Below are 13,967 nucleotides of genomic sequence, written 5' to 3' on the forward strand. Positions count from 1 at the left end.
CCGATTTAACCGGCCGCTAACCGGACGCTGACGGTCCGCTCAGCCACGCGCCGGTAGCTTGCGGTGGAAGAGACCGGAGGCGCGAGTGCACGTCGTGATCGTCGATGACGAAGCCGCGCTGCGGGACTCGCTGTCGCGCACCCTGCGGTTCGAGGGGTACACGGTGTCGGTCGCTTCGGACGGGGCGCGCGGGCTGGAGCTGGTCAGGTCGCAGCGGCCCGACGGCGTGATCCTCGACGTGACCATGCCGGTCCTCGGCGGCATAGACAGTTGCCGGCTGCTGCGGGCGGAAGGAAACCACGTCCCGATCCTGATGCTCACGGCCCGCACCGGCATCGACGACCGTGTGGCCGGCCTCGACGCCGGTGCCGACGACTACCTGGTCAAGCCGTTCGCGTTGCAGGAGCTGCTCGCCCGGGTTCGCGCCCTGCTGCGCCGCACGGATTACGCCTCCGCCACGACCGAGCTGCCGCCACCGCTGTCGTTCGCCGACCTGCTGCTCGACTCTTCGACACGGGAGGTCACCCGCGGATCGCGCCCGCTTCGCCTCACCCGCACCGAGTTCTCGTTGCTGGAGACCTTCCTGCGCAACCCGCGCCACGTGCTGACCCGCGCGGTGATGTTCGAACAGGTCTGGGGCTACGACTTCGGCGCGGCGTCCAACGGCCTCGACGTGTACGTCGGCTCCCTGCGCCGCAAGCTCGAAGCCGGGGGAGAGCCACGGCTGCTGCACACCGTGCGCGGCGTCGGTTACGTGCTGCGCGAGGACCCGTTGTGAAACGGCGGCTCCCGGAGCTGACGCTGCGGGCCCGGCTGACCGTGCTCGTGGTGGCGGCGGTCGCCGTGGCCGTGGTCGCCGTGTCGCTCACCTCGTGGCTGGTGACGCAGGCGAGCCTCTACCGGCAGTTCGACGCGCAGCTGCAGGCCTACGCCCAGGTGGCCGCTAAATCCGCGTCGCCGGCCGACGCGCTGGCCACCTTGCGCTCGGCCGACCGCGACGGCCGGAGCACGGACCCGGGACACGGCGTCGGCCTCACCGTCCAGTTCGTCGACGCCGCCGGCGCGCCCACCGGGGACGCCGGCGAAGTGAGCGCCTTTCCGGTCGGCGCTCAGGCACGGCAAGTCGCGGCCGGGGCGATCTCGGTCGGCTCCGAGGTCGACCGGATCGGGTCGGACCGCTACCGCGTCTGGATCGCCGCGCGTCCGGCCGGCGGCGCGGTGCAGGTCGCCCGAGATTCGGAGGGGGTCGAGCACACCCTGGCCGACCTCGGGCTGTGGGAACTGCTGGTCGGTCTCGCCGGGGTCCTGGTCGCCGCGCTCATCGGCCGCGCGGTCGCGAAAACGGCGTTGCGCCCGGTCGACACGCTGACCGCGGCAGCCGGCGAGGTCGCGCGCACCCAGGCGCTGGCGGCCGAGATCACCGTGAAGGGCCGGGGCGAGCTGGCGAAGCTGGCCGAGTCGTTCAACGAGATGCTCGCCGCGCTGGCCACCTCGCGCGACGAACAGCGCCGCCTGGTCGAGGACGCGGGCCACGAGTTGCGCACGCCGCTGGCCAGCCTGCGCAACAACATCGAGCTGCTCATCCACGCGCAGACCCGGTCCGGGCTGCCCTCGGACGACCACGCCCGCCTGCTGACCGACCTCGACACGCAGTCCGCCGAGCTCACCGACCTGGTCGGTGAGCTGGTCGAGCTGGCGACGGGGGACCACTCACCCGAAGACGTGGAAGACGTGGAGCTCGCCGACGTCGTGCGCACCGCGGTGGACCGGGCGCGGCCGCGGGCGCCCGGGATCCGGTTCGACCTGTCCACCGAAGCCGCCGAGTCCGTCGTGGTCCGGGGCCGGCCGGCCGCGCTCGAACGCGCGGTGCTGAACATCCTGGGCAACGCCGCCAAGTGGAGCCCGCGCGGCGGCACCGTGACCGTCACCCTCGCCGCAGGGCCGGGCGAGGCGCACCTCGTGGTGACCGACGAGGGCCCGGGCATCCCCGACACCGACCTGCCGCACGTGTTCGAACGCTTCTACCGGGCCGCGTCCGCTCGGGCACAACCGGGATCGGGGCTCGGGCTGGCGATCGTGCACCAGGTCGTCGCGCAGCACCACGGCCGGGTGCGCGCGTCGAACGGTGAGCGCGGCGGGGCTCGCTTCGAGCTGGCCCTGCCCGTGCGGGGTTCTTAACCAAACCGGGCTCGATCTTCATCGTTTCCTCATCCGGGCTCACGATCGTGGGCGGGGTGACGACCACTTCGCCCCGGCCCGCTCGGGTCAGCCCGATCGCGTGGACCGCGATCGGGCTGTGGACGGCGGCGCTGGCCCTGGTGGGCGGGCTGACCATCGGGTTCGCCCACCGCGTCGACCCGTTCCGCGACCCGGTGAGCGACTACGCGCTGCACCGCTCGGGCCGGGCCCTGTTCACGATCGCCGTGCTGCTCGTGCTCGCCGGCGGGCTCGCCCTCGTCGTGGCGGCCCAGCTGGCGGGACTGCCCCGGAACAGCGCCGTGTCCGTCCTCTTCGGACTGTGGGTGGCCGGGCTGTTCCTCGTGGTGCTGTTCCGGGAAAACCCCAGCACCACCGTCGTCACGCTGCACGGCGAAATCCACCGCTTCGGCGGCGCCGTGCTGTTCGCGTGCCTCCCCCTGGCCTGCCGCGCACTCGCGCGGCTCCTGCGCGCCGACCCCCGATGGGCCCGCCACGCGCGGCGAGTCCGCTCGTGCGGCCGGCTCGCCTTCACCACGGCGGCGGCGTTCGGGCTTGCGCAGTTCGTGTCCGAGCTGCCTGAGGGGCTGCTGGAACGCGCGGCGCTCGTCGCGGAGCTCGGCACCTTGGTGACCATCGCGCTCGTGGTGCGGGCGGTGGCCCGATGACCCTCCTCGCCGTCGGCTTCGCCACCGCGGTGGCGTTCGGGCTTGCGCAGTTCGTCGCCGAGTTGCCCCAAGGTTTGCTCGAACGAGCCGCGGTCGCCGCGAAAGTCGGCGCGTTGGTGACCAGTGCGCTGGTGGTGCGGAGGGCGGCACGATGACCCTCCTCGCCGTCGGCTTCGCTCTGCTCGGCGCGTGCTTCTTCGCGGGATCCGTTGCCCTGCAACACAAGGCCGTCCAGACCCGGAGCAGCGTCACGGGCCGGGTCGAGCTCACGCGGCTGGCGCGGTCGCGCACGTGGCGGGCGGGGGTCCTCCTCGGTGTCACCGGCACCGCCCTGCACTTGACCGCGTTGTCGCTCGCGCCGCTGGCCGTCGTGCAGCCGCTCGGCGTGCTGAGCCTCGTGCTGACCGTGCTCGCCGGGCGAGGCGCGGTGACCGCGCGCCGGATCCGCGTCGCCGCGGCGGTCGTGTGCGTCGCGGTCGCCGGGTTCGTGCTCACCTCGGCGTCCGCACCGGTCCCGCACGCGGACATCACCACGAGTGCCGTGGTGCTCGCCGTGCTGGCCGGGCCGGCGGTGGCCGTGGCGGGGCTCGCCTGCCGGGGCCGCGCGCGGTGCCTCGGGCGCGCCGCCGCCGCGGCCGTGTTGTTCGGCCTCGGTGCCGCGGTGCTGCGGGCGGCCGCGCTCAGCCTGCCCCACCTGCCGGCGGCGGCCGGGTTCGCGCTCGCAGGCGGGGCGCTGATCGCCGGTGGCGGCTGGCTGCTCCAGCAGGCCCACGCCGCCGGGCCCACCGCTGTCGTGGTCGCCGCCACGACGGTGCTCGACCCCCTCACCGCCGTCGTCGCCGACCAGCTGCTCTACGGCGAAGCACCCCACCTCGTGCCGGCACTCGCCGCCGCCCGCCTGGTCCTGGCGCTGGTCGCCGTGCTCGGCGTGCTCGTGCTGGCCGGCTCCCTCAGCAGTCCCACCGAACACGACAAGGAAACCCCGATGCCCACCTCCGGACTCCGGATCCTGCTCGGCGCCGACACGTTCCCGCCCGACATCAACGGCGCCGCCCACTTCACCGCCCGGCTCGCCCACGGCCTGGCCGGCCTGGGACACGACGTCCACGTGCTGCGACCCCGGCCCCGCCGTGACGACGCGGACCACGGCCGCCTCACCGTCCACGACGCGCGCGCCTTCGGGACGCCGTTCCACCCGACGTTCCGGATCAGCACCCCCGGCGGCGCGCGCCGGGCCGCGGAAGACGTGCTGGACCGGGTGCGGCCCGACGTCGTCCACGTCCAGTCCCACTTCTCCGTCGGACGCGCCCTGCTGGCCGCCGCGCACCGCCGGGGCATCCCGACGGTGGCGACGAACCACTTCATGCCCGAGAACCTCCTCGGCTACGTCCGGCTGCCGCAGCCGGTCCGGCGCGCGCTGATCCGCGTCGGCTGGCGCGACCTGGTGCGCGTGTACCGCGCCGTCGGGACCGTCACGACACCGACGCCCCGGGCCGCCGAACTGCTGGCCCGCAACGGGCTCGAACGTCCCGTCGGGGTCATCTCGTGCGGGATCGACCTCGCCCACTACGCCGAGCGCGCCACACCGGCCACGGGTGACGTCGCGGTCCTGTTCGTCGGCCGCCTCGACGCGGAGAAAAACGTCGACGAGCTCATCCGCGCCGTCGCCCGCCTGCCGCGGCTTCGCGCCGAGATCGTCGGCGACGGCTCGTGCCGGGCCGCGCTCACGAGCCTCGCTGCCGAGCTCGGTGTGGCCGACCGCGTCTGCTTCCACGGCTTCGTCCCGGACGCCGACCTCGTCCGCATCTACGCCTGCTGTCAGATCTTCTGCATGCCCGGCACCGCCGAACTGCAGAGCATCGCCACCATGGAAGCGATGGCGGCCGGCTTGCCGGTGGTCGCGGCCGACGCGATGGCGCTGCCGCACCTCGTGCGCCCCGGCGTCAACGGCCACCTCTACCCACCGGGCGACGTCGACGCCCTCGCCATCCGCCTCGACGAGCTGGCCGGCGATCCCGGCGCCCGCGCGTCGATGGGCGCGGCGAGCCGAGCACTGGTGGCGCGCCACGATCTCGCCGGCACGCTCGAGAGCTTCGTCTCCGTGTACCGCCAGGCCTGCGGTGCGGCGCAGCCGACGGAAACCGAGCGGCGCGAGCCGTCCGTGGCGTGAGCGCGCCGGGGCGACGGGCCCGGCCGGGACTTCGCCGAGACCCATCGCCGGATTCGGCCAGGGCACAGCAAAATCGCGGCCAATTCGGCGGACACCGGGTGCGGGCGCGGGCACTCTCGGATCATGGGAGTTCCCGATTCGGCCCGTTCGGCCCTCGCCCCGGTGGCCCGCTTCCTCCGCCTGGTGCGCCCGGCTGTGCGGCGGCGGCCCTCGGTGCGGATCTGGGACCGGATCGAGGCCGTGCTGATCCTGGTGCTGAGCGCGGCGCTCTTCGGGTCGGTCCCGATCTGCTTCGGGCTCGCTTCGTCGGTCTTCGCCGCGGATCAGGCGGCGGATGCGCGCGCCGGCGTGCGTTACCAGGTCACGGCGAGGGTGTTCCCAGGCCCACCCGTCCTGCAGACGGCCGGCAGCGAGGCTTCGCCCGGCACGCGCCGTGTCCGTGGCATGTGGACCGCACCGGACGGGGCGGCTCGCAGTGGAGATCTGACGGTCGAGCTCGGCCCCACCGGACCTCAGACGGTGAAGATCTGGGTCGACCGCCAGGGCCTGCAGCGAGCGGCGCCGCGGACCACCGCCGACTTGCTGTTCGTCGCGCTGATGTACGGCGTCGCGGTCGAGTTCTGCGCGGTCGTGGCGGTCGCGTTGGTGTACGTGACGACGCGGTGGTGGCTCGACCGGCTCCGCGCCCGGGGCTGGGACCGCGAATGGCGCCGGCTCACCGGCGTCGGGACGGACGCCTGATCTCTTCGTAAAACGACAATGGTGTAGAAATACTACATGCCTGTCGAAGATCTGGACTACCGCGGAAGGCGGTCTCCCGCATGAACCCGTTGAGCGCGACGTCGTGGCTCTCGAGCCTCGGCACGGCGGGGGTGTTCCTCGTCCTGTTCGCCGAAACCGGCCTGCTGATCGGGTTTTTCCTGCCCGGTGACTCGCTGCTGTTCACCGCCGGGCTGTTCTGCACCACCAGCGCCACGGCCGCCGTCCACCTGTCCCTGCCGCTCGTGCTGGTGGCCGCGGTCGCCGGTGCACTGCTCGGCGCGCAGACCGGGTTCGTGCTGGGCCGCCGCGGGGGCCGGGCGCTCCTGGCGCGCACGAACAACGCGCACCTGCACCGCGGGATGACCAGAGCCGAAGAGCTCTTCACCCGCTACGGCCACGCGAAGGCGATCGTCCTCGCCCGCTTCATCCCGGTCGTGCGCACGGTGCTGAACCCGCTCGCGGGCATCCTCGACGTGCCCGCGCGGACGTTCACCCTGTGGCAGGTCCTCGGCGGGCTGCTGTGGTCGGTCGGCGTCACGGTCGCCGGGTATCTTCTCGGGGCGAGCATTCCGGGGATCGACCAGTACCTGCTCCCCATCATCGCGCTCGTGGTCGTGGTCTCGCTGATCCCGCTCGCACTCGAACTGCTCCGCAGCCGCAAGCAGCGCCGGGGAGCCGGCTCCTGATGTTCCCGCCCCTCAAGTCCCTCAGCAGCGCCGTCAGCGCCGTCAGCACCGTCAGCAAAGGAAAAACTCGGTGAGCGCGATCGACCTCGGCCAGTCCGTGATCCTCGGGATCGTCGAAGGCCTGACCGAATTCCTGCCGGTGTCCTCCACCGGGCACCTGAAGATCGCCGAGGGGCTGCTCGGCATCCCGGTCGACGACCAGTCCGTGGTCGGGTTCACCGCGGTGATCCAGGTCGGCGCCATCGCCGCGGTGCTGGTGTACTTCTTCCGCGACATCGTGCGGTTCGCCGCGGCGTGGGGGCGCGGGCTCGTCAACGCGCGGGCGCGCCAGGAACACGACTACAAGTTCGCCTGGTGGGTCATCCTCGCCACGATCCCGATCGTCATCGCCGGCCTGCTGTTCCAGTCGCTGGTGAAGGGTCCGCTCGCGTCGTTGTGGGTCGTCGCGATCTCGCTCATCGCCGGCAGCGCGATCATGTGGGCCGCGGACCGGTTCGGGACGGGCAAACGGGCCGAGGCCGACACCACGTTCACCGACGCGATGCTGGTCGGCTCGTCGCAGATCCTCGCCCTGCTGTTCCCCGGGTTCTCCCGCTCCGGCGCGACGATCTCGACCGGCCTCCTGCGGGGCCTCGACCGGGTCGCCGCCACGCGGTTGTCGTTGTTCCTGTCGATCCCGGCCCTGACCGGTGCCGGCCTCTACGAGCTGAAGGACGCGCTCGGCGGCGGCGTCGACGTGCTGCCGCTCGTGGTCGGGACGGTCGTGTCGTTCGTCGTGGCCTACGCCGCGATCGCGTGGCTGCTGAAGTTCGTCGCGGCGCACACGTTCACGGCGTTCGTGATCTACCGGGTCGTCGTGGGCGTGGCGTTGCTGGCCGCGCTGGGGTCGGGCCTGCTGTCCGCCTGACCGGCACCGGGTCGCGCGAAGCCTTCCGCGGCCAGGGCTTCCGTCGCGGCGGCGACGATGCCCTGGCCCCGGGCGAGCAGATCGTGCAGGCTCCGCTCACGCAGGATCGGCGCGTCGCGAAGATCCCCGTCGGGCAGCAGCCCGGCCACGCGCTGCAGGGCGTTCATCGCGTGCCACGCGGCCAGCGTCAACGGGTCGGGCTCGGGCGCGTCCTCCGCCAGCATCGAAGCTCCGAGCTGCGCGGCGAGCCGGTCGGCCAGATCCGCGAGCCGGGCGGCGTGCAGCAGGTGAGGTTCGGGCATGGGCAGCTCTCCGGTGTCGCCGACGGAACCGCGGCAGTGTGCCACGGAGCCGGCAAACGTCCGGCAAAACGCTTTGCCGTTCGCTTACCTACGCGGGCCGCGTTTCGCGGCGCGCAGCCGTTCCTGGCGCAGGGCCCCGATCTCCGGCAGCGGCAGCGCCGCGGGCGGCGCGCCGAGCGACCAGCCCAGCAGCAGGTCCGCGAGGGCGGGGTTGCGGGCCAGGGCCGGGCCGTGCAGGTAGGTCCCCAGCACCCGGCCCGTGAGGGCGCCCTCGGTGCCGTCGCCGTTGCCGGTGCCCGCGCGCACGGATCCCAGGGTGCGGCTGCCGGGGCCGATTCGCGTGCGGCCGAGGTGGTTCTCGAAGCCGGTGAGCGGTTCGGTGCCGAGCTCGGCCGCGACGTCGACGACGACCTCACCCACCGCGCGCCGCTTGCCCGGGGCCGTGCCCGCGTCGAGGAGCCCCAACCCGGTGTGCGTCACGCCGTCGGAGGTGGTGAACTCCGTGCCGAGGATCTGGAACCCGGCGCAGACGCCGAACACCACCGCGCCGCGCGCGACCGCGTGCTGCAGGCCGGGGTGGGCGCGGAGGTGGTTGACCGCGAGGGCCTGGGCGTCGTCTTCGCCGCCGCCCAGCAGGTAAAGGTCGAGCGACGACGGCACGGGTTCGCCGTGGCGGATCTCCGTGACGGTGGCCGCGATACCGCGCCACTGGGTCCGGCGCCGCAGGACCTGCGCGTTGCCGGCGTCGCTGTAGGTGCCGAGGATGTCGGGCAGCACCAGGCCGATGCGCAGCGCCGAGTCGCGCGGCGTCCGCGCCGGGTCAGGCATGGCCGAGGTGTTGTTGTGCGTCGCGGAAGGCGGTGTAGTTCGCGACGAGCTCGACGGGACCCGGCGGCAGCGACGTGATGGCCGCCTGCGGCTCCCGGCACAGCGTGTGCCGCACTTCGGCGTAGGTGAGGCGGACGGCCACGTCGGTCGCGCGCTCACCGGAGGCGACCACGTGGCGCCCGCGCAGCTGCTCGAACGGCACGTCCCACAGCCACGACGTGTCGCGTCCGTCGGCCTCTCCGCTGTTGACCGCGACCACCACCGGCGAGCGCGGAGGGAGCAGCGGCAGTGTTTCCCGCCAGCCGGCGGGGTTCTTCGCCAGCAGGACCCGCACCGAGCGCCCGGAGACGACGGCGCGCCGGTAGCGTCCCGAGACCTCGCCGATCGCGCGCAACTGGGCGACGGCGACGTGAGGCGACACCCCGAGGCGCTCGGCCGCGGCGACCGCGACGGCGGCGTTGGCGGCGTTCGCACGGCCCGGCAGCCGCAGGTCGAGCGTGACCGTGGTGCCGCCCGCGGTTTCCACCGTGTCGTCCCGCAGGGTCCACAGTGGATCCGGGCGGGTCAGGCCGCACACGCAGTGCCAGCCGGCCTCGTCGCGGTGGATGGCCTGCCCGCACCGGGCGCACGCCACGGCGTCGGCGTGCCAGCCCTGTCCCGCGCTGATCCACAGCGGCCGCGCCGAGGCGAGGGCGGCGGAGGTGACGAGCGGGTCGTCGCAGTTGGCGACCACCGTCGTGTCCGGCAGCGCGGCGGAGATCGCCCGGAACTCCCGCTCGATCGTCCGCACCTCGCCCACCCGGTCCAGCTGGTCGCGGCTGAGGTTGAGCAGCACCAGGCACGAAGGCCGCACCTGCGCCGCGACGCCGGACAGGTAGGTCTCGTCGACCTCCAGCACCGCCACGGGCGCGTCCGGTTTCGCGACCAGGGCCGCGACGACTCCGTCGGGCATGTTCGCGCCGTCGCCGTTGCCCGCGACTTCGCCGAGCGTCTCCAGGACCCGGCTGAGCATCAGCGCCGTCGTGGTCTTGCCGTTGGTGCCCGTCACGAGCACCACGGTGCGATCGCGGCTCAGCTGCCGCAGCACACCGGGGTCCAGCCGGAGCGCGATCCGCCCGCCGATCACGCCACCGGCGCCCAGCCCCAGCCGGCGGGAAACCGCCGCGGCGAACCGGGCCGCCGCGACGGCCAGCCGGGTCCGCGCCGGCAGGTGCCGCGGACCCGGCGCGATCGGGGCTCGCGCGTCGAGGACTGTCGGCGGACTGGGGCTCACCACTGGATCTCCTTCGCGTGCCTACCGGGGTTCGCGGTCACCCTCGTCGGGACCTCCTGTGAGGACGCTGAGGACGTGGCGAAGCCCGCAGTCACCGACGTTAGGCCAGTGCGGTTCAGGAGCCGGTTCGAGCAGGGTAAACCGAACGCTGTCTCGTCGCTCCACAGTGGACAAGGTCAGCGGCGGGCAAGATCTCGTTGGCGCACGGTTTGCTTCAGGACCGGCGGCCGGCCGGGAAACCGTGGGCTGCGCCGTCAGCCGGCCCGGTGCGCGCGGCGAGCGGCGCCGGCCCGGCAGCGGGCGGCCGAGCCGAGGGTTTCGGCGTACAGCGCCAGGAGTCGTTCCGTGGCGCTGTCCCACCCGGACGCGGCGGCGTGGCGGCGTGCCTCGGCGCGGTGGTCGCCGCTCAGCAGGGCGCGGGCGTGGGCGGGCAGGTCGGCGGGCCGGTCGACGGGGAAGAACTCGGCGGCCGTGGTGCCGGCGAGCGTCGAGCGCGCCGCCGGGCTTTCCGCGGCGAGGACGGGCAGGCCGCAGGCGAGCGCTTCCAGCAGCACGAGCCCGAGGGTGTCCGTTGTGGACGGGAAGGAGAACAGGTCGGCCGTGCGGTAGGCCTCGGCGAGGGCTTCGCCGTGGAGCATGCCGGTGAAGACCGTGCCCGGCGGCAGGGTGCGTTCGAGGTGGGCGCGGGCCGGGCCGTCGCCGACCAGCACGAGGCGGAAGCCACCGGCCGGCGCGGCCAGGGGAGCGAGCCGGTGCAGGCCCTTCTCCGAGGCGAGCCGGCCGACGTACAGCGCGACCGGACGCCCGTCGGTGCGCCGGCGCGGTGCGGGGCGGAAGCGCTCGAGGTCCACGCCGCGCGGCCACAGGCGGACGCGGTGGATGCCGTGGCGCGCCAGTTCGTCGACCGACGCGCTCGACGTCGCGAGGTTGAGGTGCGCGCGCCGGTGCAGGGCGCGCAAGATCGTCCAGATCAGCGGCACGGCGGCGCCGAGGCGGTAGTGACGTGCGTAGCGGGCGATGTCGGTGTGGTACGACGCCACGGTGCGGCGGTTCTGCCTCCGCGCGGCGAGCAGCCCCGCGATGCCCAGGAACGCCGGGTTGACCAGGTGCACCACGTCGGGGTCGAATTCGCGCAGGTACCGGCCGACCCGGGGGAGCGGCAGCCCCCAGCGTTTGCCGCCGTAGAGGAACTTCGCGCCGGCCGCCCGGACCGTGCGCACCCGCGCGCCCGCCAGCGTGCTCGGGCCGCCGGCTTCCGGGGCGATCACCAGGACTTCGTGGCCGCGCGCGTGCAGTTCGCGCACGGTGGCGACGAGCCGGGTGACGATCCCGTCGGTCGAGGGCAGCCACGTCTCGGTGACGAACGCGATGCGCATGGCCTTACCGGGCCCGCCGGCCGGACGCCTGCGTCACGCCCAGGAACGCGACCAGTGCCGCGATCACCAGCAGCAAGGTGACACTCACCGGACCGGTGCCCAGCCCCACGCCGCCGCGGTCGGGTCCGACGCCGAGCCAGTCGGCGAACGAGGCCCCCAGCGGCCGGGTCACCACGTACGCGGCCCAGAACGTCGCGACGGAGCCGAGACCGGCGAAGCGCCGGGCCAGCGGCGGGACGGCGATGACGACCGCGAACACCACCCCGGAGCCGAGGTAGCCCAGGTGCAGCGTCGTGGCGGTGAGGTCGCCGAGCGCGGTGCCGAGCGCGAAGGTCGTGCCGACGGCGAGCCAGTAGAACACCTCGCGCCGCGGGGTGGTGATGTCGTGAATGGACAAGGTGCGCTCGAGCCGGTGCCACAGCAGGAAAACCGCGGCGAGCACGATCGCGAACACCGCCGTCGACACCGCGTACGGCACCCCGAAGCCGACGTGGGCGGCGTCGGCGGCCATGGTGCCGAACACGCTGACCAGCACCACGGTCGTCCAGTACAGCCACGGGCGGTAGGTGCGGGAAAGGAACTGCGCGACGAGGGAACCGGCGAGCACCAGCCCCGCCACGCCCACCGCGATCACGGGATCCACGTTGTGCGCGAAGAAATCGCTCGTCGTCTCGCCGACGCCCGTCGTGAGCACCTTGATCACCCAGAACAGCGCGGTGACCTCCGGGACCTTGCTCGCGGTGCGGCGGCCGGTGCGCGGGCCGCCGCCGCTCAGTTCCGCTGTCGTCATGGGGAAATCCTCCCAGGTGCCGGCGTGCTCCGGGACGTCGGAATGATTGTTCCGCCGGTGTTCTCGATGCTCATTTTGCCGGTTTTGCGCTTGCGGAAAAATTGCCGCGGGTAAACCTTCGGCTAACCTTCGAGGCGGTATCTTGTCGCCGGTTTTCCTTGCTGTGACGGGAAAGTCAGTTCACGCGTTGTTCTTTCACGTGTTCCCCGGAGTCCTCTTCGGGGGCCTGGAATACCCCGGGCGCCGCAGCCGGCGGATGCCGGACAACAGGAGGAAATCCGTGTCGAGAACCCGCACACCCTTGTTCGCCCTTCTCGCCGCCGCGGGATTGTTCGCGACCGTCGCCCCGGCCGCGACGGCGCAGCCCGAGCAGCGGCACGTGCTGCTCGTCTCGGTCGACGGCATGCACCAGTCGGACCTCGCCTGGTACACCGCGACCCACCCGCACTCGGCGCTCGCGAGCCTGGTGGCGCACGGCACGCAGTACACGCACGCGAACACGCCCGTGCCCTCGGATTCTTTCCCCGGCCTCGTCGCCCAGGTCACCGGCGGCAACCCCGCGACGACGGGCGTGTACTACGACGCCACGTACAACCACGCGCTGCTGCCCGCGGGCACCACGAACTGCGCCGGCGTGAAGCCGGGCACCGGCGTGGACTACACCGAGGATCTGGACCTCGACAAGAACTCCGTCGACGCCGGGCAGGGGCTCGCCGGGCTGCCCGCCAGTGTGCTGAAGATGACCGGGAACCCGCGCACGCTCATCGACCCGGCGAAGCTGCCGGTCGACCCCCGCACGTGCAAACCCGTTTACCCGCACCAGTACCTGCAGGTGAACACGGTCTTCGAGGTGGCTCGCCAGGCCGGGTTGCGCACCGCGTGGTCGGACAAGCACCCCGCCTACGAGATGCTGAACGGCCCGTCCGGCACCGGCGTGCAGGACCTGTTCACCCCGGAGATCAACAGCCAGGTGCCCAGCGGACCGGCCGGCGGCGACTGGACCACGGACAACGCCGCGACCCAGCAGTACGACTCGTACAAGGCCCGCGCGGTGCTCAACGAGATCGACGGCTACGACCACAGCGGCACCACGAAGGTCGGCACGCCGGCGGTGTTCGGGCTGAACTTCCAGTCGGTGTCGACCGCGCAGAAGCTGCCCGTCTCCGGCGGCCAGGCCGGCGGGTACACCGCCGGCGGCGCACCCGGCCCGGTCGTGCGCTCGGCGCTGGACTTCGTGGACCGGCAGCTGGGCGCGTTCACCGCGGAGCTCCAGCGCCGCCACCTCGACCAGAGCACCACCATCGTGCTGTCCGCCAAGCACGGCCAGTCGCCGATCGACTCGAACGCGCTGACCCGCATCGACGACGGCGCCCTGCTCGACGGTCTCAACGCGGCCTGGCGCGCGGCCCACCCGGGCGCCGCCGACCTCGTCGTCCAGTCGACCGACGACGACGCGATGCTGCTGTGGCTCAGCGACCGCTCGGCCGCGGCCACGACGTTCGCGAAGAACTACCTCCTCGCGCAATCGGGCATCGGCAACGGGGTCACCGGCGCGCCGAAGCCGTTCGTCCACTCCGGACTGACGACCGTCCACGCGGGAGCGGACGCCGCGCGCTACTTCGGCGTGCGCCCCGGCGACGCGCGGGTGCCCGACCTCGTCGGCATCACCGTGCCCGGAGTGGTGTTCACCGGCGGGCAGTCGAAGATCGCCGAACACGGCGGGGCGGCCGCCGACGACCGGTCCGTCCCCCTGGTCGTCAGCGGCACCGGGCGCGGGCAGAGCGTCGGCGGCGCGGTGGAGACCACGCAGATCGCCCCGACGATCCTGCGGCTGCTGCACCTCGACCCGCGGTCGCTCGCCGCGGTGCGCGAGGAAGGCACCCGCGTGCTGCCCGAACTCGACCGGTAGTGGGGCCGGCGCCCGCACCGCGAGTGCGGGCGCCGCACACCGGACGAAACAGGCGCCGCCGCACCCGGAGAATTCGACCGACTACATGGATGTAGATTTA

Annotated in this window: 14 protein-coding genes; 9 read left to right on the forward strand and 5 right to left on the reverse strand. The window is 73.1% G+C overall.

Annotation, left to right across the window (positions count from 1 at the left end):
- The first annotated feature begins 85 nt into the window (after positions 1-85).
- The 8 genes from ACFY1H_RS32520 to ACFY1H_RS32555 all read left to right on the forward strand — a co-directional run bounded on the left by ACFY1H_RS32520 (position 86) and on the right by ACFY1H_RS32555 (position 7,389).
- The gene (locus ACFY1H_RS32520; protein WP_366582755.1) at positions 86-778 is read left to right on the forward strand and encodes a response regulator transcription factor; all 693 of its coding nucleotides are present in this window, start codon (positions 86-88) and stop codon (positions 776-778) included.
- Entirely contained in the window at positions 775-2,178 is a 1,404-nt protein-coding gene (locus ACFY1H_RS32525) for an ATP-binding protein (RefSeq protein ID WP_386952794.1), read from the forward strand. The genes ACFY1H_RS32520 and ACFY1H_RS32525 overlap by 4 nt, the downstream gene beginning before the upstream one ends.
- Positions 2,179-2,234: 56 nt before the next feature.
- Complete coding sequence (locus ACFY1H_RS32530) at positions 2,235-2,864, forward strand: DUF998 domain-containing protein (RefSeq protein ID WP_366582757.1); 630 nt, start codon at positions 2,235-2,237, stop codon at positions 2,862-2,864.
- Positions 2,861-3,019, forward strand: coding sequence for a hypothetical protein (locus ACFY1H_RS32535; protein WP_386952797.1), 159 nt, complete (start codon positions 2,861-2,863; stop codon positions 3,017-3,019). Before ACFY1H_RS32530 ends, ACFY1H_RS32535 begins: the two co-directional genes overlap by 4 nt.
- The gene (locus ACFY1H_RS32540; protein WP_386952800.1) at positions 3,016-5,034 is read left to right on the forward strand and encodes a glycosyltransferase; all 2,019 of its coding nucleotides are present in this window, start codon (positions 3,016-3,018) and stop codon (positions 5,032-5,034) included. The genes ACFY1H_RS32535 and ACFY1H_RS32540 overlap by 4 nt, the downstream gene beginning before the upstream one ends.
- A 123-nt stretch (positions 5,035-5,157) precedes the next feature.
- Positions 5,158-5,775, forward strand: a complete 618-nt coding sequence (locus ACFY1H_RS32545) for a hypothetical protein (RefSeq protein ID WP_386952803.1) — start codon at positions 5,158-5,160, stop codon at positions 5,773-5,775.
- Positions 5,776-5,855: 80 nt separating this feature from the next.
- Entirely contained in the window at positions 5,856-6,482 is a 627-nt protein-coding gene (locus tag ACFY1H_RS32550; protein ID WP_366582761.1) for a DedA family protein, read from the forward strand.
- Positions 6,483-6,552: 70 nt separating this feature from the next.
- The gene (locus ACFY1H_RS32555) at positions 6,553-7,389 is read left to right on the forward strand and encodes an undecaprenyl-diphosphate phosphatase (RefSeq protein WP_386952806.1); all 837 of its coding nucleotides are present in this window, start codon (positions 6,553-6,555) and stop codon (positions 7,387-7,389) included.
- Here the strand turns inward: ACFY1H_RS32555 and ACFY1H_RS32560 are convergent.
- From ACFY1H_RS32560 to ACFY1H_RS32580, 5 genes are all read right to left on the reverse strand, one after another.
- Positions 7,326-7,691, reverse strand: coding sequence for a hypothetical protein (locus tag ACFY1H_RS32560; RefSeq protein ID WP_386952809.1), 366 nt, complete (start codon positions 7,689-7,691; stop codon positions 7,326-7,328). The genes ACFY1H_RS32555 and ACFY1H_RS32560 overlap by 64 nt on opposite strands.
- 84 nt (positions 7,692-7,775) lie before the next feature.
- Entirely contained in the window at positions 7,776-8,519 is a 744-nt protein-coding gene (locus tag ACFY1H_RS32565; protein ID WP_386952812.1) for a type 1 glutamine amidotransferase, read from the reverse strand.
- Positions 8,512-9,792: a MurT ligase domain-containing protein gene (locus tag ACFY1H_RS32570; protein WP_366582765.1), complete on the reverse strand. Its 1,281-nt coding sequence runs from the start codon at positions 9,790-9,792 to the stop codon at positions 8,512-8,514. Before ACFY1H_RS32570 ends, ACFY1H_RS32565 begins: the two co-directional genes overlap by 8 nt.
- A 254-nt stretch (positions 9,793-10,046) precedes the next feature.
- Entirely contained in the window at positions 10,047-11,168 is a 1,122-nt protein-coding gene (locus ACFY1H_RS32575) for a glycosyltransferase family 4 protein (protein WP_386952816.1), read from the reverse strand.
- A 4-nt stretch (positions 11,169-11,172) separates the two neighbouring features.
- Positions 11,173-11,958, reverse strand: a complete 786-nt coding sequence (locus ACFY1H_RS32580) for a hypothetical protein (RefSeq protein WP_386952819.1) — start codon at positions 11,956-11,958, stop codon at positions 11,173-11,175.
- A 256-nt stretch (positions 11,959-12,214) separates the two neighbouring features.
- On the opposite strand from ACFY1H_RS32580, the gene ACFY1H_RS32585 reads away from it, so the two are divergent.
- Positions 12,215-13,867 carry an alkaline phosphatase family protein gene (locus ACFY1H_RS32585; protein WP_386953053.1) on the forward strand — a complete coding sequence of 551 codons (1,653 nt, stop codon included), beginning with the start codon at positions 12,215-12,217 and terminating at the stop codon, positions 13,865-13,867.
- Positions 13,868-13,967: the final 100 nt, after the last annotated feature.

Origin of the sequence: Amycolatopsis sp. NPDC001319, from assembly GCF_042896185.1 — a bacterium.
Lineage (GTDB): Bacteria > Actinomycetota > Actinomycetes > Mycobacteriales > Pseudonocardiaceae > Amycolatopsis.

What these genes read in the sequence shown, in the direction of transcription:
- ACFY1H_RS32565 (WP_386952812.1), bottom strand. Translation starts at nt 8,519, where the DNA reads ATGCCTGACCCGGCGCGGACGCCGCGCGACTCGGCGCTGCGCATCGGC.
- ACFY1H_RS32580 (WP_386952819.1), bottom strand. Translation starts at nt 11,958, where the DNA reads ATGACGACAGCGGAACTGAGCGGCGGCGGCCCGCGCACCGGCCGCCGC.
- ACFY1H_RS32540 (WP_386952800.1), top strand. Translation starts at nt 3,016, where the DNA reads ATGACCCTCCTCGCCGTCGGCTTCGCTCTGCTCGGCGCGTGCTTCTTC.
- ACFY1H_RS32535 (WP_386952797.1), top strand. Translation starts at nt 2,861, where the DNA reads ATGACCCTCCTCGCCGTCGGCTTCGCCACCGCGGTGGCGTTCGGGCTT.
- ACFY1H_RS32575 (WP_386952816.1), bottom strand. Translation starts at nt 11,168, where the DNA reads ATGCGCATCGCGTTCGTCACCGAGACGTGGCTGCCCTCGACCGACGGG.
- ACFY1H_RS32585 (WP_386953053.1), top strand. Translation starts at nt 12,215, where the DNA reads ATGCCGGACAACAGGAGGAAATCCGTGTCGAGAACCCGCACACCCTTG.
- ACFY1H_RS32550 (WP_366582761.1), top strand. Translation starts at nt 5,856, where the DNA reads ATGAACCCGTTGAGCGCGACGTCGTGGCTCTCGAGCCTCGGCACGGCG.
- ACFY1H_RS32560 (WP_386952809.1), bottom strand. Translation starts at nt 7,691, where the DNA reads ATGCCCGAACCTCACCTGCTGCACGCCGCCCGGCTCGCGGATCTGGCC.
- ACFY1H_RS32545 (WP_386952803.1), top strand. Translation starts at nt 5,158, where the DNA reads ATGGGAGTTCCCGATTCGGCCCGTTCGGCCCTCGCCCCGGTGGCCCGC.